The 23,522-nt window shown below is 71.6% G+C and carries 20 protein-coding genes and 1 pseudogene; 12 read left to right on the forward strand and 9 right to left on the reverse strand.

Features of this window, described 5'->3' with window-relative positions; all coding sequences use genetic code 11:
* Positions 1-172: 172 nt before the first annotated feature.
* On the reverse strand, positions 173-1,297 hold the full coding sequence (gene disA / locus CG723_RS36075; RefSeq protein WP_100597752.1) for a DNA integrity scanning diadenylate cyclase DisA: 1,125 nt from the start codon (positions 1,295-1,297) through the stop codon (positions 173-175).
* A gap of 143 nt (positions 1,298-1,440) precedes the next feature.
* Entirely contained in the window at positions 1,441-2,850 is a 1,410-nt protein-coding gene (gene radA, locus CG723_RS36080) for a DNA repair protein RadA (protein ID WP_100597753.1), read from the reverse strand.
* A gap of 242 nt (positions 2,851-3,092) precedes the next feature.
* Between radA and CG723_RS36085 the strand changes: the two genes are divergently transcribed.
* Entirely contained in the window at positions 3,093-4,808 is a 1,716-nt protein-coding gene (locus CG723_RS36085) for a BACON domain-containing protein (protein WP_100597780.1), read from the forward strand.
* Positions 4,809-4,840: 32 nt separating this feature from the next.
* Here CG723_RS36085 and CG723_RS36090 read toward each other — a convergent pair whose 3' ends face one another.
* Entirely contained in the window at positions 4,841-5,722 is an 882-nt protein-coding gene (locus tag CG723_RS36090) for a hypothetical protein (RefSeq protein WP_100597781.1), read from the reverse strand.
* A 191-nt stretch (positions 5,723-5,913) separates the two neighbouring features.
* On the opposite strand from CG723_RS36090, the gene CG723_RS36095 reads away from it, so the two are divergent.
* From CG723_RS36095 to ilvD, 4 genes are all read left to right on the forward strand, one after another.
* Positions 5,914-6,846, forward strand: a complete 933-nt coding sequence (locus CG723_RS36095; RefSeq protein WP_100597754.1) for a Ppx/GppA phosphatase family protein — start codon at positions 5,914-5,916, stop codon at positions 6,844-6,846.
* 170 nt (positions 6,847-7,016) lie between these two features.
* Positions 7,017-7,841 carry a sugar phosphate isomerase/epimerase family protein gene (locus CG723_RS36100; protein ID WP_199842024.1) on the forward strand — a complete coding sequence of 275 codons (825 nt, stop codon included), beginning with the start codon at positions 7,017-7,019 and terminating at the stop codon, positions 7,839-7,841.
* Positions 7,838-8,470 (forward strand): TetR/AcrR family transcriptional regulator, encoded by a 633-nt coding sequence (locus CG723_RS36105; protein WP_100597756.1) that lies wholly within the window; start codon positions 7,838-7,840, stop codon positions 8,468-8,470. The genes CG723_RS36100 and CG723_RS36105 overlap by 4 nt, the downstream gene beginning before the upstream one ends.
* Before the next feature lie 153 nt (positions 8,471-8,623).
* Positions 8,624-10,477 (forward strand): dihydroxy-acid dehydratase, encoded by a 1,854-nt coding sequence (gene ilvD / locus CG723_RS36110; RefSeq protein WP_100597757.1) that lies wholly within the window; start codon positions 8,624-8,626, stop codon positions 10,475-10,477.
* Positions 10,478-10,672: 195 nt separating this feature from the next.
* On the opposite strand, the gene CG723_RS36115 is transcribed toward ilvD, so the two are convergent.
* Positions 10,673-12,985: a protein kinase domain-containing protein gene (locus CG723_RS36115; protein ID WP_100597758.1), complete on the reverse strand. Its 2,313-nt coding sequence runs from the start codon at positions 12,983-12,985 to the stop codon at positions 10,673-10,675.
* Positions 12,986-13,143: 158 nt separating this feature from the next.
* Here CG723_RS36115 and CG723_RS36120 point away from each other — a divergent pair, with 158 nt between their 5' ends.
* On the forward strand, positions 13,144-13,482 hold the full coding sequence (locus tag CG723_RS36120) for a peptidase (RefSeq protein ID WP_100597759.1): 339 nt from the start codon (positions 13,144-13,146) through the stop codon (positions 13,480-13,482).
* A 34-nt stretch (positions 13,483-13,516) separates the two neighbouring features.
* Here the strand turns inward: CG723_RS36120 and CG723_RS36125 are convergent, their stop codons facing one another.
* The gene (locus tag CG723_RS36125; RefSeq protein WP_100597760.1) at positions 13,517-14,236 is read right to left on the reverse strand and encodes an alpha/beta fold hydrolase; all 720 of its coding nucleotides are present in this window, start codon (positions 14,234-14,236) and stop codon (positions 13,517-13,519) included.
* Positions 14,237-14,351: 115 nt separating this feature from the next.
* On the opposite strand from CG723_RS36125, the gene CG723_RS36130 reads away from it, so the two are divergent.
* Both CG723_RS36130 and CG723_RS36135 read left to right on the forward strand, forming a co-directional pair.
* The gene (locus CG723_RS36130; RefSeq protein WP_199842025.1) at positions 14,352-14,879 is read left to right on the forward strand and encodes an EamA/RhaT family transporter; all 528 of its coding nucleotides are present in this window, start codon (positions 14,352-14,354) and stop codon (positions 14,877-14,879) included.
* Positions 14,880-14,989: 110 nt separating this feature from the next.
* Positions 14,990-15,763, forward strand: a complete 774-nt coding sequence (locus CG723_RS36135) for a class I SAM-dependent methyltransferase (RefSeq protein ID WP_100597761.1) — start codon at positions 14,990-14,992, stop codon at positions 15,761-15,763.
* A 36-nt stretch (positions 15,764-15,799) separates the two neighbouring features.
* On the opposite strand, the gene CG723_RS36140 is transcribed toward CG723_RS36135, so the two are convergent.
* On the reverse strand, positions 15,800-16,897 hold the full coding sequence (locus CG723_RS36140; RefSeq protein WP_442802619.1) for a SulP family inorganic anion transporter: 1,098 nt from the start codon (positions 16,895-16,897) through the stop codon (positions 15,800-15,802).
* 17 nt (positions 16,898-16,914) lie between these two features.
* A pseudogene (locus tag CG723_RS49375) lies at positions 16,915-17,268 on the reverse strand (SulP family inorganic anion transporter); the annotation flags it as partial.
* A 261-nt stretch (positions 17,269-17,529) separates the two neighbouring features.
* On the opposite strand from CG723_RS49375, the gene CG723_RS36145 reads away from it, so the two are divergent.
* From CG723_RS36145 to proC, 3 genes are all read left to right on the forward strand, one after another.
* Positions 17,530-18,354 (forward strand): ABC transporter ATP-binding protein, encoded by an 825-nt coding sequence (locus CG723_RS36145; protein WP_100597762.1) that lies wholly within the window; start codon positions 17,530-17,532, stop codon positions 18,352-18,354.
* The gene (locus tag CG723_RS36150; RefSeq protein ID WP_100597763.1) at positions 18,351-19,088 is read left to right on the forward strand and encodes an ABC transporter permease; all 738 of its coding nucleotides are present in this window, start codon (positions 18,351-18,353) and stop codon (positions 19,086-19,088) included. The genes CG723_RS36145 and CG723_RS36150 overlap by 4 nt, the downstream gene beginning before the upstream one ends.
* Positions 19,089-19,159: 71 nt before the next feature.
* Positions 19,160-19,972, forward strand: coding sequence for a pyrroline-5-carboxylate reductase (gene proC / locus CG723_RS36155; RefSeq protein WP_100597764.1), 813 nt, complete (start codon positions 19,160-19,162; stop codon positions 19,970-19,972).
* A 293-nt stretch (positions 19,973-20,265) separates the two neighbouring features.
* Here the strand turns inward: proC and CG723_RS36160 are convergent, their stop codons facing one another.
* On the reverse strand, positions 20,266-20,862 hold the full coding sequence (locus tag CG723_RS36160) for a cysteine hydrolase family protein (protein ID WP_100597765.1): 597 nt from the start codon (positions 20,860-20,862) through the stop codon (positions 20,266-20,268).
* A 74-nt stretch (positions 20,863-20,936) separates the two neighbouring features.
* Here CG723_RS36160 and CG723_RS36165 point away from each other — a divergent pair, with 74 nt between their 5' ends.
* On the forward strand, positions 20,937-21,953 hold the full coding sequence (locus tag CG723_RS36165) for a GlxA family transcriptional regulator (protein ID WP_100597766.1): 1,017 nt from the start codon (positions 20,937-20,939) through the stop codon (positions 21,951-21,953).
* Between the two features lie 52 nt (positions 21,954-22,005).
* On the opposite strand, the gene trpS is transcribed toward CG723_RS36165, so the two are convergent.
* On the reverse strand, positions 22,006-23,004 hold the full coding sequence (trpS, locus tag CG723_RS36170; protein WP_100597767.1) for a tryptophan--tRNA ligase: 999 nt from the start codon (positions 23,002-23,004) through the stop codon (positions 22,006-22,008).
* Between the last annotated feature and the right edge of the window lie 518 nt (positions 23,005-23,522).

The raw sequence follows: 23,522 nt of genomic DNA on the forward strand, positions 1-23,522 counted from the left end.
TGGCGGGATGTGCGCGCGGAGCCACCGGCACCACGTGCAGGTAATCAGCTGGGTGACGAGGCCCCGTAGAACAGCGACCACGTACATCCCGGCGCGGCCCCGCACCTGAAAACGGCGCGGGGGCCCCGCACCTGAAAACGGCGAGGCCCCCACACCCCAGCCCGGCGGCAGCCTAGACGTACCGCTCCAGGATCGAAGACTCGGCCAACCGCGAGAGCCCTTCCCGCACGCTCCGGGCGCGAGCCTCCCCGACGCCGTCCACAGCCTGCAGATCATCGACGCTGGCGGCGAGCAGCTTCTGCAACCCGCCGAAGTGCTCGACAAGCCGGTCAATGATCGCCCCAGGCAGCCGGGGCACCTTCGCCAGCAGCCGGAACCCACGAGGCGAAATGGCCGAGTCGAGGGTCTCCGGAGATCCGGTGTACCCCAACGCGCGTGCCACAGTGGACAGTTCAAGAAGCTCGGCATGCGTCAGCGCATCGAGCTCGAACAGCGCCTCATCAACGGTCCGGGACCGCTTGGCGGTGGGCTCCGGCACATAGTCCCGAACGACGAGCTCTCGCTCGGGCTCGACGCCGGCGATCAACTCGTCGAGCTGAAGGGCGAGCAGCCGACCGTCCGTCCCGAGCTCCACCACGTACTCGGCGATCTCGGTGGCGATGCGCCGCACCATCTCCAGCCGCTGCGCGACCGCGGTCACATCGCGCACGGTAACGAGATCCTCGATCTCGAGCGCGGAGAGCGTCCCGGCCACCTCGTCCAAGCGGAGCTTGTACCGCTCGAGAGTCGCCAGCGCCTGATTCGCCCGGGAGAGAATCGCGGCCGAGTCCTCGAGAACGCGCCGCTGCCCATCCACGTAAAGGGCGATGAGCCGCATCGACTGCGACACGGAGACCACTGGGAAGCTGACCTGCTTGCTCACGCGGTCCGCCGTGCGGTGCCGCGTGCCCGTCTCCTCCGTGGGGATCGTGGGGTCGGGCACCAACTGGACGCCCGCCCGAAGGATCTTGGTGATGTCCTTGTCGATGACGATGCCGCCGTCGAGCTTGCACAGCTCGCGCAGGCGCGTCGCGGTGAACTCGACGTCCAGGATGAAACCGCCGGTACACATCGACTCGACGGTCTTGTCCCAGCCGAGAACGATGAGTCCGCCGGTGTTGCCGCGGAGGATTCGCTCGAGGCCGTCACGCAGCGCCGTACCGGGCGCGACGGCGCTCAGTGAGGCGCGCATCAGCCCATCGGCGCCGGAGCTCCCGCCGGACTTTCCGGGAGCTGCTGCCCGGTCGTTGGCTGCCACTGCACTCCTCCGGTCGCAGATGTCACAGATATTGCAGACATCTATTGCAGACATCGCAGATGTCACAGATGTCGCAGATCCTGCGGAACTTGCAGATCTTGAATGCCCAGGGTTCGTACGCACGGGCGAGACCAGGGCAAAGTCTACCGGCGCTCCTCCGTCTCCCGTGGGGCCTCTCGGCGACGGCTCCTGGGCAGCACCCGCAGAGCATCCCCCATGTCGGCGACTTCGGTGACCTTCATACCGGCCGGCACCTTGCCGGGATCGCTCGGCACGAGGGCGTGGGTGAAGCCGAGCCGGTGCGCCTCGGCGAGCCGGCGCTGCACGCCGGTCACCCGTCTGACCTCGCCCGCGAGGCCCACTTCACCGATCGCGACGAGGTTCTTGGGGAGCGGGGTGTCGCTGGCGGCGCTGGCGAGGGCGAGCGCGATGGCGAGGTCCGCGGCGGGCTCGGAGAGCTTCACGCCGCCGACGGTCGCGGAGTAGATGTCCCGCTTTCCCAGGGCGCTGATCCGCCCGCGCTGCTCGAGCACGGCGAGCATCATCGAGACGCGAGAGGTCTCCAGGCCGGACGTCGTACGCCGGGGGGACGGGATCTGGGAGTCGACGGTGAGGGCCTGGACCTCGGCGACAAGGGGCCGTCGCCCCTCCAGGGTGACGGTGAGACACGTCCCGGGAACGGGCTCGTCGCGGCGGGTGAGGAACAGCCCGCTGGGGTCGGCGAGTCCCGTGATGCCCTCGTCGTGGAGCTCGAAGCAGCCGACCTCGTCGGTCGTCCCGTACCGGTTCTTCACACCGCGGACGAGGCGCAGGCGCGCGTGCCTGTCGCCTTCGAAGGAGAGGACGACGTCCACGAGGTGTTCAAGGAGGCGGGGGCCGGCGATGGCGCCGTCCTTGGTGACGTGGCCCACGAGGAGGGTGGCCATGCCGCGGTCCTTGGAGGCGCGGATCAGCGCGCCGGCGACCTCGCGGACCTGGGCCATGCCGCCGGGGGCGCCGTCGATCTCGGGGGAGGCGACGGTCTGCACGGAGTCCATGATCAGGAGGCTGGGCTTGACGGCGTCCAAGTGGCCGAGGACCGCGGACAGATCGGTCTCGGCGGCGAGATACAGATGGTCGTCGATCGCCTTGATGCGGTCGGCGCGCATCCGGACCTGGCTGGCCGACTCCTCACCCGTGACATACAGGGTGCGGTGCTCGTCGCTGGCGGCCTTGGCGGCGACGTCGAGCAGGAGGGTGGACTTGCCGACGCCGGGCTCGCCCGCGACCAGGACGACGGCGCCGGGTACGAGGCCCCCGCCGAGGACCCGGTCGAGCTCGGGCACGCCGGTGGAGCGGGCGGTGGCCTGCCGGGCGTCGACCTGGCCGATCGGGACGGCGGACGTCGTGACCCGGCCGGGCGCGGTCGTCCGCACGGCGGGCACGCCGTACTCCTCGACCGTCCCCCACGCCTGGCACTCGCCGCAGCGACCCAGCCATTTCGCCGTCTGCCAGCCGCACTCGGTGCAGCGGTAGGACGGCCGGTCTTTGCCGGATTTCGTACGGGCAGCCATGCACCGAACCGTAACCGAGACCACTGACAACCCGGCACCGACCACTACCCGCCCCCTCGGGGGAGCCCCGCGCCGGGTGTGCGCCCATGCGCCCCGGCGCACAAAAATGCGCCGAGCGCATGTTCCCCTGTACGGAATTTGGTATTCCCGTCCCCCTTTGAGGGATCGTTTCACCCGTACGGATTAAATGTCCCCAAGGGGGAGGAAGGGTACGCCACCATCCGCCTACGGTCGCACGGGTGATGACCAGCAGGCCGGAAACCTCCACGCAGACCACCGGCGCACACCGGGCGCACCGCGACGGGCGCGGGCGACCTGCGCCGCGGACCGTACCCCAGCGCCCGACATCGCGCTACGAGCCTTATCTGGACGGCCTGTTCACGTACTGCCTGTCCGTCCTGTGCGATCACGACGACGCCCTCGCGGCACTGGGCGACGCCCTCGCGCTCGCCGAACGCCGCGGCTCCCGCGGCCCCGAATCCGAGAGCGACCGCAAGGCGTGGCTGTACGCGCTCGCGCGCTGGTCGTGCCTGCGGGCGCTCGCGGAGGCGAAGCGCCGCAGACAGGGGACGCACGCATCGGGCAGGCCCCACCCCGAAACCCCGCCCGCCAAAGAGACCCCCTCCGAAGAGATCCAGGCGCAGCGCCGCCGAGAGCTGGCGCTCCTGGCCTGGCCCGAGGCGGCCGGTACGACGCCCGAGCAGCGCGAGGCGCTGGAGCTGGCCGTACGGCACCAGCTGTCGCCCCGAGAGGTCGCCGCCGCGCTGGGCACGGACCCGGCGCTCACCCGCGAGCTGCTCGCCTCCGCCGCCTGCGAGGTGGAACGCACCCGCGCCGCGCTGGCCGTGGTGGAGACCGGCACCTGCCCGAGCGTCGCCCGCCTCACCGGGGACAATCAGCTGCTGCTGAGCTCCGCCCTGCGCCGCGAGCTGGTCCGGCACGTCGACGACTGCCCCCGTTGCCGCCGCACCGCCGAGCGCGCCGTCCCCGGCGCCTGGCCCGGCACCACGGTCACTCCGGCCGCCCTGCCCCTCGCGACGGCCCCGCGCGCTGCCCTGCACCGGGCGATGGCCCATGGCAACCGCCCCCAGCGCGGCGCGGCACCCCGCTTCGACCGGCGCGGCTTCCCGATGGACCCCAAGGACCGCGCCGCCCGCCGCGACCGGCTACGCGCGCGTGCCGTCACGACGACGGTCGTCGCCACCGTCGTGGCCGCTCCGGTGCTGGCGCTGTGGGCGGCGTACCGGGGAGCGCCGCAGACGGGCGAGAGCCAGGACGGGCGCTCGATCAGCGCGAGCGAGGCCGGCGACCCGGGCGGGCTCGACGGCAACGGCGCGGACGGCGCGTACGAGAACGCGGGCAACGCGCGCACGACCCCGGACCCCCGTTTCACCGCGGGCAGCCGCTCCCCGGACGTCTCCGTGGAGGTCATCAGCCCCGGCGGACCCTCGCACTCGGGCCCGGGCCGGCTCACCGTCGAGGCGCAGCCGAGCGGCTCCGCGACCCTCATCACGCTGACGGCGTCGGGGAGTTCACCGGTCCACTGGTCCGCGCACACCGGAGCGAGCTGGCTCTATCTGACGAGCACGTCGGGAACGCTGCGGCCCGGCGAGTCGTTCACGATCCGGGTGTACGTCGATCACGACCGGGAGCCCGCCGGTCACTGGTCGGCGCGCATCGGCATCGACCCCTCCGGGGCCGTCATCTCAATAGAGGGACACGGGAGTTCGGGCCCCTCGGACCCGGGCCCCGACCCGTCGAACACGGGCCACCCGGGCCCCGGCCCCTCGGACCCCACGCCGTCCGACCCCACGCCGTCGGACCCCGGCCCGTCCGACCCGGACCCCACTCCGTCCGACCAGAGCCCCACGCCGTCCGACCCGTCACCGAGCCCGTCGGCCCCCACGGACTCGTCACCGCCGCCGAGCGGCGGCGGCGCGAGCCCGAGCGGCGGCTAGCGCGGTCCCCGCCGGCCGGCGGGGACCGGGGGCTAGGAAGCGGTGGCGGGATCCGCCGGATGCGGCGCGAGCAGCGGCAGCTGGGAGGCCAGGCGCTCCTCGCACAGCTCGGCGAGGCGGTCGTAGCCCTCCTTGCCCATGAGCTCGGTCAGCTCGGGCCGGTAGGAGACGTACACAGGGTCGCCCGCGCCGTGGGCCGACGTCGCCGAGGTGCACCACCAGTGCAGGTCGTGGCCGCCCGGGCCCCAGCCGCGGCGGTCGTACTCACCGATGGACACCTGGAGCACGCGGGTGTCGTCGGGCCGGTCGATCCACTCGTAGGTCCGGCGGACCGGGAGCTGCCAGCACACGTCCGGCTTGGTCTCCAGGGGCTCGCGGCCCTCCTTGATCGCCAGGATGTGCAGCGAGCAGCCCGCGCCGCCCTTGAAGCCGGGACGGTTCTGGAAGATGCACGAGCCGTTGTACGGGCGGGTCTGGCGCTCGCCGTCCTCGTCCTTGGAGACCCAACCTGTCTCCGTACCGACCTCGTGGTGCTGCCAGATGTCGGGCGTGAGCCGCGCCACGAAGCCGGCCACGCGCTTCTCGTCGTCCTCGTCGGAGAAGTGGGCGCCGAGCGTGCAGCAGCCGTCGTCCGCGCGGCCCGCCTGGATGCCCTGGCAGCCGCTCCCGAAGATGCAGCTCCAGCGCGAGGTCAGCCACGTCAGATCGCAGCGGAAGATCTGCTCGTCGTCCGCGGGGTCGGGGAACTCGACCCAGGCGCGGGCGAAGTCCAGACCCTTCTCGTCCGGGACGGAACCCTTCGCCGTGCCCTTTGAAGACGAGCCCTTCGAGGACGTGCCCTTCGAGGACGAGCCCTTCGCGGACGCCCCCTTTGAGCCCTTCGAAGATGCCGTCTTCGCCGATGACTCGTTCAGCAGTGACCCCTTAGTTCCTGATTCCTTCGACTTCGGCGCCTTGGACGGCTTACTGGCCGACTTGGCTTCCTTGTCGCTTTTACCGCGCTTGTCGGCGTTGACCTTTTTCGTCTTTGGCACGGTTCCAGGGTAAGCGCGCTGCGGTGCCCTCGGGGACTGACGCCCGCCCCAGGCGCAGTAGCGTTCCGTTTATGAGACTCGGTGTCCTCGACGTGGGTTCGAACACGGTGCACTTGCTTGTGGTGGACGCACACCCGGGCGCGCGACCGCTGCCCGCGCACTCGCACAAGGCGGAGCTGCGGCTCGCGCAGCTCCTCGACGACCGTGGCGCCATCAGCCCCGACGGCGTGGCCCGGCTGACCGCCACCGTGCGGGACGCCCTGGAGGCGGCCGAGGACAAAGGCGTCGAGGACCTCGTCCCCTTCGCGACCTCCGCCGTACGCGAGGCGAGCAACGCCGACGAGGTCCTCGCCCGGGTCAAGGAGGACACCGGCGTCGAGCTGCGCGTCCTCACCGGCGAGGAGGAGGCCCGGCTCACCTTCCTCGCGGCCCGCCGCTGGTTCGGCTGGTCGGCCGGGAAGCTGCTCGTCCTGGACATCGGCGGCGGCTCCCTCGAGATCGCGTACGGCATCGACGAGGAGCCCGACGCCGCGGTGTCGCTGCCGCTCGGGGCGGGGCGCCTGACGGCGGGCTGGCTGCCGGGTGACCCGCCGGACGCCGCGGACATCAAGGCGCTGCGCCGGCACGTGCGGGCGCAGATCGCGCGCTCGGTCGGGGAGTTCACGCGCTTCGGCAAACCCGATCACGTCGTCGCCACGTCCAAGACGTTCAAGCAGCTCGCGCGCCTGGCCGGAGCGGCCCGCTCCACCGAGGGGCTGTACGTACAGCGAGACCTGAAGCGCAAGTCCCTGGAGGACTGGGTGCCGCGCCTCGCCGCGATGACGGAGGCGGAGCGCGCCGAGCTCCCCGGGGTCTCGGAGGGCCGAGCGGGCCAGCTGCTCGCGGGCGCGCTGGTGGCCGAGGGTGCCATGGACCTGTTCGGGGTGGAAACCCTGGAGGTCTGCCCCTGGGCGCTCCGGGAGGGCGTGATCCTCAGGCGGCTCGACCACATGCCGGGGGTCTGACGGGACGTACCGCGGGCCGCGGCCGGGTCGCGGTCACGGGCACCCCGGCCGCGGTGGCTCCCGCCACTGCCCGGGGCCGCCGGCCGGGGATGCCCCATTGAGGCGCACCCCACAGCGCCCGCCCGCCGACCACCTCCCCGGGGCTCAGCCGGGGCCCGTACTCTGTCTCCGTGGCAGAACCAGTGGTGCGCATCCCGGATGCGAAGGTCGCCCTGTCGACGGCCTCGGTCTATCCGGAGTCGACGGCGACGGCCTTCGAGATCGCGGCACGCCTGGGCTACGACGGCGTCGAGGTCATGGTCTGGACCGACCCCGTCAGCCAGGACATCGAGGCCCTGCGCCGGCTCTCCGACTACCACCAGGTCCCGATCCTCGCCGTGCACGCGCCCTGTCTGCTGATCACGCAGCGCGTCTGGTCCACCGACCCGTGGACCAAGCTCCAGCGCGCGAAGTCGGCGGCCGAGAAGCTCGGCGCGTCCACGGTCGTCGTCCACCCGCCCTTCCGCTGGCAGCGCCAGTACGCACGCGACTTCGTCGACGGCATCTGGCGCATGGCCGACGAGACGGAAGTCCGCTTCGCTGTCGAGAACATGTACCCCTGGCGCTACCGCGACCGCGAGATGCTCGCGTACGCCCCCGACTGGGACGTCACCAAGGACGACTACCGGCACTTCACGATCGACCTCAGCCACACCGCGACGGCCCGCACCGACGCGATGTCGATGATCGACCGCATGGGCGACCGCCTCGGCCACGTCCACCTCGCCGACGGCGGCGGCTCCAGCAAGGACGAGCACCTGGTCCCCGGCCGCGGCACGCAGCCCTGCGCCGAGCTCCTGGAGCGCCTCGCCCTGACCGGCTTCGACGGGCACGTCGTCATCGAGGTCAACACCCGCCGCGCCATGTCCAGCGCCGAACGTGAGGCCGACCTCGCCGAGGCACTCGCCTTCACCCGGCTCCACCTCGCGTCGGCGGTCCGGGTCCCCCGCTCATGACCGACCCGGACGTCCCTCCCGTACGCCGCAGGGGGCGGCCCTCCCGTACGCAGACGGAGGCGGCCGGCCCCGCGACCCGCGACCGCATCCTGGAGGCGGCCCGCGCGGAGTTCTCCGAGCGTGGCTACGAGAAGACGTCGGTACGCGGCATCGCCAAGGCGGCGGGCGTGGACGCGGCACTGGTGCACCACTACTTCGGCACGAAGGAGCAGGTCTTCGAGGCATCCATCGAGGTCGCCTTCGCCCCCGCCCTGAACGCGCCGGCCGCCATCGAGGACGGCCCGACGGCCGGCGTCGGCGAGCGCCTCACCCGTTTCATCTTCTCCGTGTGGGAGAACCCGGCGACCCGTGCCCCGCTCCTCGCGATCGTCCGCTCGGCCGTGAACAACGAGACCGCGGCGGCCGTCTTCCGGCGCCTGGTCGCCGTACAGCTGCTGCGGAAGATCGCCGGGCAGCTCGACCTGCCGTCCGAGGAGGCCGAGCTCAGGGCGGAGCTGGCGGCGGCGCAGCTCGTGGGGGTCGCGATGCTGCGGTACGTGATCAAGGTGGAACCGCTGGCGTCGGCCGACATGGAGCGGATCGTCGAGCGGGTGGCGCCGGTGGTGCAGGGGCATCTGACGGGGGAGTGACGAGGGCTCCGGCCGGCTGAACGGGACATACAGCGAGACGCCTGTCCCGCATTACGGACGCTCTGTCCGGATCCTGGATCGGCGGCGTACGCTCGATAGCAGCCCTATCTGCCGCACGGGCCCGTATGCGGGCCCTTGAAGGAGCGAGCGACGATGCCCGAGCTGAGGTCCCGCACAGTTACTCATGGACGCAACATGGCGGGCGCGCGCGCCCTTATGCGCGCCTCCGGGGTACCCGGTGCGGACATCGGCCGGAAGCCGATCATCGCCGTGGCCAACTCGTTCACCGAGTTCGTGCCCGGCCACACCCACCTGCAGCCGGTCGGCCGCATCGTCTCCGACGCGATCACGGCGGCGGGCGGTATCGCACGCGAGTTCAACACGATCGCCGTCGACGACGGCATCGCGATGGGCCACGGCGGCATGCTCTACTCGCTGCCCTCCCGCGACCTGATCGCGGACAGCGTCGAGTACATGGTCGAGGCACACTGCGCCGACGCCCTGATCTGCATCTCGAACTGCGACAAGATCACGCCCGGCATGCTGATGGCGGCCCTGCGCCTGAACATCCCGACGGTCTTCGTCTCCGGCGGCCCGATGGAGTCCGGCCGCGCCACCCTGGTCGACGGCACCGTCCGCACGCTCGACCTCGTCGACGCGATCTCCGACGCCGTGAACGACAAGATCTCGGACGAGGACATCCTCCGTATCGAGGAGAACGCCTGTCCGACCTGCGGTTCCTGTTCCGGCATGTTCACGGCCAACTCCATGAACTGCCTGACGGAGGTCATCGGCCTCTCCCTCCCCGGCAACGGCTCGGTCCTCGCGACGCACACGGCCCGCAAGGCGCTGTACGAGAACGCGGCCCGCACCGTCATGGACATCACGCGCCGCTACTACGAGGAGGACGACGAGTCGGTCCTGCCGCGTAACGTCGCCACCTTCGCGGCCTTCCAGAACGCCATGGCCCTCGACATCGCCATGGGCGGCTCCACCAACACGATCCTGCACCTGCTGGCCGCCGCGCAGGAGGCGGGCGTCGCCTTCGGCCTGGACGAGATCAACGAGGTCTCGCGCCGTGTGCCGTGCCTCGCCAAGGTCGCGCCGAACGTGGCGAAGGACCGCACGTACTACATGGAGGACGTGCACCGCGCCGGCGGCATCCCCGCCCTCCTCGGCGAGCTGTACCGGGCCGGCCTCCTGAACGAGGACGTCCACTCCGTCCACAGTCCGTCGCTGTCCGACTGGCTGAAGACGTGGGACGTGCGCGGGGGCTCCCCGTCCGCGGAGGCCGTCGAGATGTGGCACGCGGCCCCCGGCTGCGTCCGCTCGGCGGAGGCGTTCTCCCAGTCGGAGCGCTGGGAGGCGCTCGACGTGGACGCCGAGAACGGCTGCATCCGGTCCGCCGAGCACGCGTACTCGCAGGACGGCGGCCTGGCGGTCCTCAAGGGCAACCTGGCGGTCGACGGCTGCGTCGTGAAGACGGCGGGCGTCGACGAGTCGATCTGGACCTTCGAGGGTCCGGCGGTCGTCTGCGAATCGCAGGAGGACGCCGTCGACAAGATCCTCAAGAAGGAGATCACGCACGGCGACGTCGTGGTCATCCGCTACGAGGGCCCCAAGGGCGGTCCCGGCATGCAGGAGATGCTCTACCCGACGTCGTTCCTCAAGGGCCGCGGCCTCGGCAAGACCTGCGCCCTGATCACGGACGGCCGCTTCTCCGGCGGCACGTCGGGCCTGTCCATCGGTCACGCCTCGCCCGAGGCGGCGTCCGGCGGCACGATCGCCCTCGTCCAGGACGGCGACCGGATCCGCATCGACATCCCGAACCGCTCGATCGAACTCCTCGTCCCCGACGCGGAGCTGGCCACCCGCCGCGAGGCCCTGAACGGCGTCTACGCCCCGGTCGCCCGGGAACGCAAGGTCTCGGCGGCGCTGCGCGCGTACGCCGCGATGGCCACGAGCGCGGACAAGGGCGCGGTGCGGGACGTCTCGAAGCTGGGCTGAGGACCGGCTGCCGCCGGATGAGGCGGTGACGTGACTCTGTCGGAGCCCGCATTGGCCGGTGCCACTGCCGATACCGATGCTGATGTGAGCCCGCCCGGCGGCGATTTCGCTGCCGGGCGGGCTCATGTCTGTACGGCGACTGCCCTTATGTCTGTACGGCCACCGTGCCTGACCTGAGTGCTGCCCCGGCCCACGTCACCAGCGCCCGGGCTCCCGCCCGTCCACCCCGAACACACTCCCGTCCGGCGCACTCCCGTAGACGCGCCCTCGCTCCCCCACGACGGGCGCGGGCAACTCCCCGACCACCCGCCCGGGTTCACTCCCGAGCCGGGGGCGCGTCTGGCCCAGGGGCTTGCCGGTACGGGCGTCGGTGGCGAGGAGGCGGCCGTCGGGGGCGGTGAGGTAGAGCGACCGGTCCGACACGACGGGCCGCGAGGGGCGGCTGACCGAGGTCTCCAGGCGCCAGCTGACCGCGTCCTGCGGCCTCGTCGCCGTGGTGTCGACGGCGACGAGTGAGCCGCCGGCTCCGTATACGTAGGCGATGCCGCCGCTCTCCGTGGCCTCGGCCTGGTCCGCGGGCGTCGTCAGGGGGAAGCGGTGTGCGGTCCGGTCGCCGGTGTCGAGCCGTACGACGGCGTCCACCAGGAGGTCCGTGTCGGTGGACAGCAGGTACACGGCTTCGTCCGATGCGCCGAAGGGGCTGAGGCTGCCCGCTGCCCGGACGGTCCACCGCACGGCGCCCCCGTGGGCGCCGATCGCGCTGACCGACGTGGTGCCTCCGTCGGCGGACGCCGTCACGGCGAAGAAGTCGCCGTCGCCGCCCGGTCCGGCGATCCACTGGGTGCCGAGGCCGCCGACGCGCTTCGTCCACCGCGGCTCGCCGGTCGCGCTGTTCAGGGCGCGCACGGTACCGCCCGATCCGATCAGCAGCGTCGTGTCCACGCCGTGCTCCACGGCCTCGTACGCGGACGCGTCGACGTCCCAGCGCTCCTCGCCCGTACGGGGATCCAGTGCTCTGATCCGGCCGTCGTCGACCAGGTGCAGCAGTCCTCCGGACAGCGTGGGCGCAGCCGGAGCGGACCGCTGCGCGGCCGTGCCGGAGGGGTGCCGCTCGCGGGGCGCGGCCGAGGCCCACACGACGTGGCCGTTCAACGGGTCGAGCCGCGTTGTTCTGCCGCCGCCGCTGACGCAGTAGAGGGCGCCCGGCCCGGAGGCGCACGCCGGGGCGGTGGCGCTCGCTCCACCGAGGTTCTTGTGCCAGGGCTTGAACGATCCGGCTTGCCGCACGGCCGTTCCGCCGGATCCGGTCCCGCCACCGCCTTCCGCCGTGTACAGCGCGATGCCTGCGCCGGCCGCTGCCAGCGCGAGTACGGCTCTTGCCGTCAGTGCCCAGCGGCGACGGTGCCGCGGTGACTTCGGCGTGGCTCTTTCGCTCGGCCGCGGGTGGGTGGGCTGGTCCGCCCGGGAAGCGGGGGAGTCCTGGCCGACGGGTGTGGATGCGGGCGCGGGCCCGTCCTGGCGGCGGATGCGCCGGGTCCACCGGGTGCTCTGCTCGCGTCCGTCGTCCGCGTCCGGCTGCCTGTCCGCGTACCGCTGCCCGCTCGGGCGCCGCTGGGCCGGTATGAACGCACCGGTCCCAGAACCCGCTGCCCCAGCACCGGTCCCGGTTCCCGTCCCGGCCGGGGAAGGCTGCCGCAGCGCCTCCATGATCTCGGCGGGCAGGGGCCGCTCCCCGGGTTCCTTCGCGAGGCAACGCCTGATCAACGGCGCGAGGTCCTCGGGCGCCCCGGCCAAGTCCGGCTCGTTGTGGACGACTTGGTAGGCGACGATGTACGGGCTGTTCGAGTCGAAGGGCCCACGCCCCGTCGCCGCGTGGGCCAGCACGGCGCCCATGGCGAACACATCCGCTGCGGGCCCCACTTCACGGGGCCGCTGGAACTGCTCGGGCGCCATGAACGGCGGCGAGCCGATCAACTTGCCCGTCTCGGTACGCAGATCACTGTCCGTCGGGCGGGAGATGCCGAAGTCGATGACTTTCGGGCCGTCGGCGGCGAGGAGGACGTTGCTCGGCTTGAGGTCGCGGTGCACGACGCCGACACGATGGATGTCGCGCAGCGCCTCGGCGAGCCCCGCACCCAGCCTGCGGACGTCGTCGGACGCCAGCGCGCCGCTCCGCTTCACCCGCTCGGCGAGCGTGTCGCCGGGGATGAACAGCGTGGCCATCCACGGCAGTTCGGCATTCGGATCGGCGTCGACCACCGGCGCGGTGAAGGCGCCGCTGACCCGTCGCGCGGCGTTTACCTCTTGCCGGAAACGGGCCCTGAACTCCGGATCCGCCGCGTACTCGGCATGTACGACCTTGATGGCGAGACGCAGCCCCGAAGCGGACGTCGCCAGGTGCACCACACCCATGCCGCCCGCGCCGAGGCATGACTCAAGACGGTACTGCCCGGCGTACTCAGGATGTTCCGCTTCCCGGCCCGGCCCGGTGCTGCGCAGCGGCGGCATCGCCCACCCCCGTGTCTGTGTCCGCAAGCGCGACGCACGGAGCCTAGTCGATGGTGCGTGCGATGTCGGAGGGGCTTGCTAGCCTGCGCGGGTCGCGCGGCACGTACGCGTGTTCAGAGATGTCAGAGACATCAGAGTGATCAACGGGGGAGACCGACATGGCTGTTGAGGACGGCGCGGGAACGGTTGAGGGCATCGCGGCGGATGAGGCAGGGGGCAGTGCGGAGGAGCTGAGCGCCGACGCGCTCGCCATCCGCTACCCGGTCGCCCCCGGAGTCCGCCTGAAGGTACGCAGCGGCCCCGGCACCCACTACCAGCTGGTCAAGGTCCTGCCGCTCGGCGCCCGCGTGCCGATCAACTGCCAGAAGCCGGGCGAGAGCATCAGCGGCACATACGGCACGACGAACCTCTGGGACAACATCGCCAATGGTCAGTACGTGTCGGACGCGTATGTGAAGACAGGCAACGACGGTTACGTGGCCCCGCGCTGCGCGTAGCGGACGGCGGGCGGGGGCCTCTGGCTCCCGCCCCTCAACCGGCCTGGCTACCGCTGCTCGCCCCCGCCTCCTCAAGCAGAATCCGCGCCAGCTCCCGCGGCCGGGAGAACATCGGCCAGTGCCCCGTGTCCATCTCCCGCAGCCGCCAGCCCTCGCCGCGCAGAAGCTCGGCCACGTCATCACTCGGCTCGGGCCCGTCGAGCAGGCACTTGATGTACGTCGCCGGCAGCTCGCCCAGCGGGCGGGACAGCACGGCCGGCTCCGACAGGGACGCCCCCGGGTGCGGCGTGGCCCCGCTCACGAACCGCGCGATCTGCGCATCGTCGAGCCCCTGCCCCTCGCACTCGGGCGCAGTCAGCGGCGGCCAGTCACCGTCGTTCGCGGCGAGTGCGGCCTCCAGCGCCGCCGGCCCCTGCCACCACGCGGAAACGAAGGACTCCCCGTCCGCCGGAACACTCGAGTCGACGAACACCACGCGCCTCAGCCGGTCACCGATCCGCTCGGCGGCCTGACCGACCGGGATGCCCGAGTAGCTGTGCCCGACCAGCACGACATCGCGCAGCCCGAGGCGCTCCACCTCGTCGACGATGTCCTGGACATGGGTCTTCTGCCCCGCCGGAACGCCCTGCTTGTCGGCGACCCCGGTGAGCGTCACGGCGTGCGCGCCGTGCCCCGCCGCGCGCAGGTCCGGCACCACGTCGTCCCACGCCCACGCCCCGAGCCACGCCCCTGCGACCAGTACGTAATCCGTCATACGGGCAATGTAGGGGAGGGGTCTGACAATCCGCCGGACCCGCCTGGCGCCACCGCCCCACCCAAGCCCGACCTCCGGACCCGAAGCCGCCGCCGGAGCCCGCCATAATCGACCTGTGAGCGACGAATCCGGCACCCTCAGCCCCGCCCCCGAGACCCCGGAAGCAGACGGCGGCATCCCCGCAGGCCCCCAGCCCGAGGAGATCCGTTTCTTCGGCAGGACCTGGGTCGAGCACGACGGCGGCTACACATGGCGCCGCGCCGCGGTCGCCGCGGGCGCGCTCGTCGGCGCGGCGGCCGGCTGTTTCGTGCTGCGCTTCGCGTACGAGGGCCTGGCCATCGCCGACGTCGGCTCCTTCGTGAACGTACTCGTCGTCCTGATGTTCGCGGTCTGCAGCGCCCTCGCCTTCCGCCGCACGTGGGGCGGCTTCTCCAAGCGCCCGGACCCCGAGGCGCAGGCATCCCTGCGCGGCTTCATGTCGATCGGCTTCGTCGGCGTACTGCTCGCGTACTGCCTGCGCTGCTTCTCCGAGGCCCCGGGTGAGAAACTCCGCAGGCAGGAGTACGCGACCGCCCGCGAACAGTACGAACGCCGCAGCACCCGCCGCACCGGCAACCCGTCGAAGAAGAAGCGCAAGGGCTGACACCCCCTGCGGGCGCAAATCAGCCCCCACGGGCGGACGGGCCACGAGGCATCGCCCGAGCCGCACACCACGTACTGACGAGAGTCCCCCGTGCAGGACAGGATGGCGGCATGACCACTGCCTCGCGCGCTCACTCGTTCAACATCGCCGCCGCCCAGTACGCCGCGAACCGCCCGTCCTACCCGCCCGCCCTCCTCGACGCCGTCGAGGAAGCCGCCGGACGGCCCCTCGCCGGCGCCCGCGTGGCCGACGTAGGCGCGGGAACCGGCATCTCGACCGCCCTCCTGCACGCGCGCGGCGCACGCGTGGTCGCCGTCGAACCGGGCGACGGCATGGCGCTCGAGTTCCGCCAGACCCTGCCCGCCGTGCCGATCGTGCGGGGCGACGGCAACGCCCTCCCGCTCGCCGACGCCTCCCTCGACCTCCTCACCTACGCCCAGTCGTGGCACTGGACCGAGCCGGCCCGCTCGGCCCCCGAGGCGATGCGGGTCCTGCGCCCGGGCGGCGCGCTCGCGCTGTGGTGGAACACCGTTGCCCTCGACATCCCGTGGATCGCCGCGCAGCACGAGCGCATCGCGCGCCACGTGGGTGTGGAGACGGGCGCCAGGCAGCGGCCCGACGAGGCCCGCGCCACCGAACTGTCCGGCCTTACGGCCCTGCCGGGACGCGGCGAGGTCACGCTGCGCCACGTGCGGTGGAGCCGGCATGTCCCGCTGGACACGCACCTCGCCAACATCGGCAGCCACTCGGCGTTCCTCGTCCTCGAAGAGGGCGACGCGCAGGCCTTCCTCACCGAGGAGCGCGCCCGGGTCGGTGAGCTTTTCCCGGACGGCACGGTGGAGGAGACCTACGTGGTCGAACTCCTGGTGGCCATCCGCACCTGACCCACAGCCGCTACGAGGTCGGCCGCACCCACAACCTCACGACGCCGTCGTCCGCACCCGCCCCGCCACCCACCCCTCCAACGCCGTGGCGCACGCGTGATCTAGATGCCTCAGCCCGTCCAGCTCCAGCCGCACGTCCCGGTCGGCAGGCAAGGCATCCAGCGCGTAGAGCAGCTTCGGCAGCCGCAGAAACGTGGCGTTGCCGGTCACCCGTACGACCGCCCGGCCGCCCCCCGCGTCCTCGGTCGGGACTCGTACGCGGCTGATGTCCCACGCCGTCTTCGCGACGGCCGGCGCGAGCCCCGCCAGCACCCCTTCGAAGAGATTCGTGGCGACGATCGCGAACGCCGTCACCGCGAGCGCCACCGCCCCACCCCGATGCTCACGCCACAGCGGCACCAACTCCCGTACCAGCACCAGCTTGCAGAGCGCGTGCACCAGGAGCCCCGCGAGCGCCGCCACCGGAATCAGCCCCAGCGCGGCGGGCAGCACGGCCGCGAACAGCAGCAGCCACACCCCGTGCAGGATCCGCGACGCCTTGGTCCGCGCCCCGGCCCGCACATGGGCAGCGCTCCGCACGATCACGGCGGTCATGGGCAGCGCACCGAGCACCCCGCACACCGTGTTCCCGACGCCCTGCGCGATCAGCTCCTTGTCGTAGTCCGTCCGCGGCCCGCGGTGGAGCCGGTCCACGGCCGCCGCGCTGAACAGGGACTCCGCGGACGCGATCAGCGTGAACGCCAGGACCGTGCCGACGACCCGGCCTGCGTCAGCAGCCCCGCCCTCGCCGGCGAGGGCGGCTGCACCGCGTCGAACAGCCCGCGCACCTCCACCCGTCGGACCGGTAACCCGAACGCCCCGGTCACCACGGCCGCCGGCCCGATCGCGGCCAGCGGCCGTGGGCAGCAGCCGCGCCGCCCGCCGCCAGCGGGGCCACAGCACCAGTACGAGGACGGTCCCGACGCCGACCGCGAGCGCGACGGGCTCCGACGCACCGGGCAGCGACGCGTGCCTGAGCACCTGGCCCACCCCGCTCGCGGGCACGGACGCGGCGTCCCCCCTCGCGTACACCTGACCTGCGACGAGTACGAGGCCGATCCCCGCGAGCATCCCCTGCACAACGGCGACGGACACCGCCCGGAACCACCGCCCGAGCCGCAGCGCCCCAGCCCGATCTGCAGGAGCCCGGCGGCGGCCATCAGGACGCCGAGCGGGGCGGGGCCATGGGTGTGCACGGCCTCGTGGACGAGGACGGTCAGCCCGGCCGCCGGCCCGCTGACCTGCAGGCTGCTGCCGGGCAGCGCCCCGGCGACGAGCCCGCCGACGATGCCCGTGATCAGCCCGAGCTCGGCTGGCACCCCGGACGCGACGGCGACAGCGACACACAACGAGAGCGCGACAAGAAAGACGACGAGGGACGCGCCCAGATCGGCACGGGGGAGGGAGAGGGCGAGCGAGGGATCGGGAAACAGCCACCTGACGGACATGACGTGCATGACGTGCATGACGAAGGGGACGCATCTGGAGCGCACCTCCGGGGGAGATGCGTGGGCGCCGGCAGGGGGGGGAGGCCGCGGCGCCGAAATCCATTGTCATGTAAGGGAGTTGAGGACGGGCCGAACTTCCGTTACGTCCTGATGTCCCCTGGAGCGCGGAGTCACCCGCCCGCGGACGTCCCGCTTCCGGTCGACCCCACGAGCGCCGGCGCCGCCATTGCGCCCCCGAGACGCTTGACGGTCCGGCCTCGCCGGAGGAATATTCATCACATGATGAATATTCCCGAGGGGTCATCCTCCCCGGACCTCTCCCCCTCTCCCGCCGCTTCGCCGGAACCCCCGGCGGCCGCCGTTCACGCCGCCGGCCTCACCGTCGTCCGAGGCCCCCGCCCCGTCCTGCACGCCCTGAACTTCGCCGTGCCCCGAGGTCAGATCACCGGCCTCCTCGGCCCCTCGGGCTGCGGCAAGTCCACGCTCATGCGCGCGATCGTCGGAACCCAGGCCAAGGTCACCGGCACGCTCACCGTCCTCGGCCACCCGGCGGGCTCCGCGGAACTCCGCTCCCGCATCGGCTATGTCACCCAAGCCCCCTCCGTGTACGCCGACCTGACGGTCCGTCAGAACCTGGACTACTTCTCGGCAGTACTCCAGCCGGGCCGCGCCGCCGCCTCCCACCGCCGCGACGACGTCGCCCGCGTCATCGCCGAAGTGGACCTGACCTCCCACGCCGACGCCCTGGCAGGCAATCTCTCGGGCGGCCAGCTCAGCCGCGTCTCCCTCGCCGTCGCCCTCCTCGGCACCCCCGAACTCCTCGTCCTCGACGAACCGACCGTCGGCCTCGACCCCGTCCTGCGCCGCGACCTGTGGAACCTCTTCCACTCCATCGCCGCCGAGCGCGGCGCCACGCTCCTCGTCTCCTCCCACGTGATGGACGAGGCCGAACGCTGCCACCGCCTCCTCCTCATGCGCGAGGGCGAGATCCTCGCCGACGACAGCCCCGACGCCCTGCGGGCCGCCACCGGGGCCGACACCGTCGAAGACGCCTTCCTCCACCTCGTCGACCAGGCCAACACCCTCCAGCGGAGCCCCCGATGAACGCAGCCCGCACCCTCGCCACCGCAGCCCGAGTCCTGCGCCAGCTCCGCCACGACCCGCGCTCCATCGCCCTGATGCTGCTCGTCCCGTGCGTGATGCTCTTCCTGCTCCGCTACGTCTTCGACGGCAGCCCCGGCACCTTCGACTCCATCGGCGCCTCCCTCCTCGGCATCTTCCCGCTCATCACGATGTTCCTGGTCACGTCCATCGCCACCCTGCGCGAGCGCACCTCGGGCACCCTCGAACGCCTCCTCGCGATGCCCCTCGGCAAGGGCGACCTCATCGCCGGCTACGCCCTCGCCTTCGGCGCCCTCGCGGTCGTCCAGTCCGTCCTGGCGACGGCCCTCGCCCTGTGGGGCCTCGGTCTCGACGTCACCGGCTCCGCCTGGCTCCTGCTCCTGGTCGCCCTCCTCGACGCCCTGCTCGGCACTGCCCTCGGCCTCTTCGTCTCCGCCTTCGCGGCCTCCGAGTTCCAGGCCGTCCAGTTCATGCCGGCAGTGATCTTCCCCCAGCTGCTCCTGTGCGGCCTGTTCATCGCGCGCGACAAGATGCAGCCCGTCCTCGAAGCGATCTCCAACGTCCTCCCCATGTCGTACGCCGTCGACGGCATGAACGAAGTCCTCCGCCACACCGACCTCACCGCCGACTTCATCCGCGACACGGCCGTCGTCGCCGGCTGTGCCGTCCTCGTCCTGGCCCTCGGCGCCGCAACTCTCCGCCGCCGTACGGCCTGACCGCCGCCGATGCGAGGATGACCCCGACGGACGCAACCGCACCGCACCCCGCGCCCCGAAGGGTGGCCTCCATGCCCCAGCAGCACGTCGCAGTCCTCGGCACCGGAAAGATCGGCGAGGCCCTGCTCAGCGGAATGATCCGGGCGGGCTGGGCCCCGGCCAACCTCCTGGTCACGGCCCGCCGCCCGGAACGCGCCGAAGAGCTCCGCACCCGCTACGGCGTCATCCCCGTCACCAACGCGGAAGCCGCCAAGCAGGCCGACACCCTGATCCTCACGGTCAAGCCCCAGGACATGGGCACGCTCCTCACGGAACTCGCCCCGCACCTCCCCGCCGACCGCCTGATCATCAGCGGCGCGGCGGGCATCCCCACCACCTTCTTCGAGGAGCGCCTGCCCGAAGGCACCCCCGTCGTGCGCGTCATGACGAACACGCCCGCCCTCGTCGACGAGGCCATGTCCGTCATCTCCGCCGGCTCCCACGCCACGGCCGCCCACCTCGCCCACGCCGAGGAGATCTTCGGCGCCGTGGGCAAGACGCTCCGCGTCCCCGAGTCCCAGCAGGACGCCTGCACCGCCCTGTCCGGCTCGGGCCCGGCGTACTTCTTCTACCTGGTCGAGGCCATGACCGACGCGGGCATCCTGCTCGGCCTGCCCCGCGACAAGGCCCACGACCTGATCGTCCAGTCCGCGATCGGCGCCGCGACGATGCTCCGCGACAGCGGCGAGCACCCGGTCAAGCTCCGGGAAAACGTCACCTCCCCCGCAGGCACCACGATCAACGCCATCCGCGAACTCGAGAACCACGGAGTCCGCGCCGCCATGATCGCCGCCCTGGAGGCCGCCCGAGACCGCAGCCGAGAACTGGCCTCCGGCAACAGCTGACCCGCCGACCTACGCCCTCCACCGCCGCCCGCGCCCGAGTGCTGCGCGGGCGGCGTCGTGGGACGGACGGGCGATGCGGAAGCAGCCCTCACACGGCGCTGCGAATCACACGGGAACGGCCGACGGGCCACACCGCTACGGCGACGACCCGCACCGGTGCGACGGCGCCCGCCCGCCGGCACCACGCCACCCGGCACCGATCCTCACTGTCACGGATCCCCCACCCGCGTCTGTCGGTCATGCCCGAGGCGCCCGCGTCTGTCGGTCATGCCCGAGGCGCCCGCGCCCGACCGTCACACGCGAAGCGCCCCGGCCCAAGCCACGACCTCCGTCGTCGTGACCACCCGGGCGAAGCCGCCCCCGTGGAGTGAGACCGCCGACGCCTGTGCCAGCTCCTCCGCCGTGCGGTGCCAGCCGAACGGGCCCTCCAGGTCGAAGGTGTGCGTCGCGTCCAGCGCGAACAACACCTCATACCCCAGATTCCCGCCCATCCGCGCTGTCGTCTCCGCGCACATGTTGGTCTGGATCCCGGCCACCACCAACTGTCCGATGCCGGCCGCCCTGAGCCACGCGTCCAGGTCCGGCGTCCCGTAGAACGCCGAGTTCACGGACTTCGTCACCAGGAGCTCCGCCCCGTCCCCCTTCCCACGCCGCCCCTCCACGTACTCCTTGAAACCGTTCCCGGCATACCCGGGCCGCAAGGGCGACTGCGGCTTCGGCGAGTCATGCCGCACGAATACGACCGGCCGCCCTGTCGACTGCCACGCGTCGATCAGCGACGCGATGTTCTCGTCAGCCGCAGGGTTGTTCCGCGGTCCCCAGAACCCCTCCTCCTCGAATCCCTTCTGCACGTCCACCACGATCAGCGCTGCGTTGTCTGCGATCTCCATGCCCACGATGCTCCCGCCCGGAGCGCGCCTGCCCCAGAGGCGCAAAAGACAGCGATCGATGATTTACTGCCACCGTGCCGCACGCAGACCCGCACTCACCCGCGCACCCCACCCAGCGCATCGCCCTCCTCGCCTTCCCCGGCATCCGGGCCTTCGACGTCTCCGTCATCACCGAGGTCTGGGGCACCGACCGCACCGACCGCGGCGTCCCTGCCTTCGACCTGCGCCGCGTCGCCGAAGACCGCACGCCCGTCCCCATGCGGGGCGGACTCACCCTCACCCCCGATCGCACCCTCACCTGGCTGACACGCCTCGCGCCCGCCACCGATCTGCTCGTCGTCCCCGGCCTCGACGATCACCTCACCCCTGCGCCCGAACCGGTCCTCGAGTCCCTGCGCCGCGCTCACGCCCGCGGCGTCACCATCGCCGCCCTCTGCGGCGGCGCCTTCACACTCGCCCAAGCCGGCCTACTGGACGGCCGCCGCGCGATCACCCACTGGAACCTCGTCGACCTGCTCCGCGCCCATCACCCCCTGGTCACCGTCGAACCTGACGCCCTCTTCATCGAGGACGACAACATCTGGACCGCCGCAGGCACAGCCGCCGGCATCGATCTCTGCCTGCACCTCGTCCGCAGGAACCACGGCGCGGAGACCGCCGCCACCATCGCCCGATCCATGGTCACGGCCCCCTTCCGCACCGGAACGCAGGCCCAGTTCATCGAGCACCCCACGCCACGAGCCGACCGCGACGCCGATGCGCTCACCTCCGTACGCGCATACGCACTCCAGCACCTCCACGAACCGCTCACCGTCGCCGGCCTCGCCGCGCGCGCCAGCATGTCCCCGCGCTCCTTCGCCCGTCACTTCACCGCAGCGACCGGCACCACCCCGCTGCGCTGGCTCCTGGACCAGCGCATGGCGGCAGCGCAGAAGCTGCTCGAACGCACCGACCTCCCCATGCCCGAAGTCGCACGCCGCGCGGGCTTCGGCAGCGAGGTCACGATGCGCCAGCACTTCGCATCGCGCCTCGCCACCAGCCCACGCTCCTACCGGGCCTCATTCGCCGAGCGGCCCGTCACCCACTCCTAAGAACACCGCTCCTGAGAGCGGCCCTCCATAGGACGCCCCTATATAGGGACGCCTAGGCAGCGGGAAGCAGTCCGATCGCCCGATAGGCGGCGTCCACGCTTGGCTTCGCCATCTCCCTCGCCCGCTCAGCACCGCGCCGCAACACCTCCTCTACATACGCGGGATCCGCAACCAGTTCCTTGTGCCTCTTCTGCAGGGGCGCCAGAAGCTCCACCACGGCCTCCGCGGTCGCCTTCTTCAGCGCGCCATACGACTCATATACACCGCTCAGGCCCTCCGGGTTCCCACCCTCACAAGCGGCCAGAATCTCCAGCAGATTCGACACCCCGGGCTTGGCCTCGCGGTCGTACTCGACCTCCGCGCCGCTGTCCGTCACCGCCCGCAGGATCTTCTTCCGCGCAACGTCCGGCTCGTCGAGGAGATAGACGATCCCGGCGCCGTTGTCGTGCGACTTCCCCATCTTGGAAGTCGGGTCCTGAAGGTCCATGACCCGCGCCGCAACCGCGGGCGGCGTCGCCCGCGGCACTACGAAGGTGTGCCCGTACCGCTGGTTGAACCGCACCGCGAGATCCCGGGTGAGCTCGACGTGCTGCGTCTGGTCATCACCCACAGGAACCTCGTCCGCCCCGTAGGCGAGGATGTCCGCCGCCATGAGCACGGGGTACGTGAGCAGCGACAGCCGAACACTCCCGCCCCGCTCCCGCTCGCGCGCGGACTTCTCCTTGTACTGGATCATCCGCCGCATCTCGCCGTCCGTGGCGACGCACTCGAGCAGATACGACAGCCGGGCGTGCTCGTCCACATGACTCTGCACGAACACGGTGCACACCTCGGGATCGAGCCCCGAGGCAAGCAACAGCGTTGCCGCCTGCTTACTGAGTCGCCGCACCCGCCCGGGATCGTGATCCACGGTCAGCGCGTGCAGATCGACGACGCTGAACAGCGCGTCAGCTCTGTGCTGATCGACTTCTGCCCACTGACGTACGGCGCCCAGATAGTTCCCCAGCGTCAGATGCCCGGTCGGCTTGACCCCGCTGAAGATTCGCGTCATCACTCCACCTCCTGGTCAGGACCGCCGCGGCCCGGCTGCCGGGCTCCGTGGTCTCCAGGAGGGAGATACAAGAACGGCCGCCGAGGCGGCGGCCGTTGGGTGCATGCTTGTGCCGGCCGCCGTCAGGCGGCCCACCACTGCTGGGTGTGCGCATGCGTAGTCACGAGCCCAAGAGTAGACCTCACAGGCGTGAAGTTGACACACCTGGGCCCGGTACGTAGTGTTCTCCGAGTTGCCCGACGTGAGCTCCGGTCCCTGACCGGTCCCCGGGTGGCCATTCCGCAAGAACCATTCAACGATCGATGTCGCGTCTCTCCGAGATGCGCCACGGCTCGTTTTCATGCGTCTTTGCGAAATGAGGAATCCGCGTTCGAAAGAACGCCCCCGATTAGCTCGGGAGGCAGGACTCCGCTAAAGTCTCACTCGTCGGAACGGCCCAACAGCCGGGAAGGCAAGCCCCGCTGACTGGGAATCAGGCCCGAAAGGATCTGATAGAGTCGGAACCGCCGGAAAGGGAA

Origin of the sequence: Streptomyces sp. CB01635 (assembly GCF_002803065.1) — a bacterium.
GTDB lineage: Bacteria > Actinomycetota > Actinomycetes > Streptomycetales > Streptomycetaceae > Streptomyces.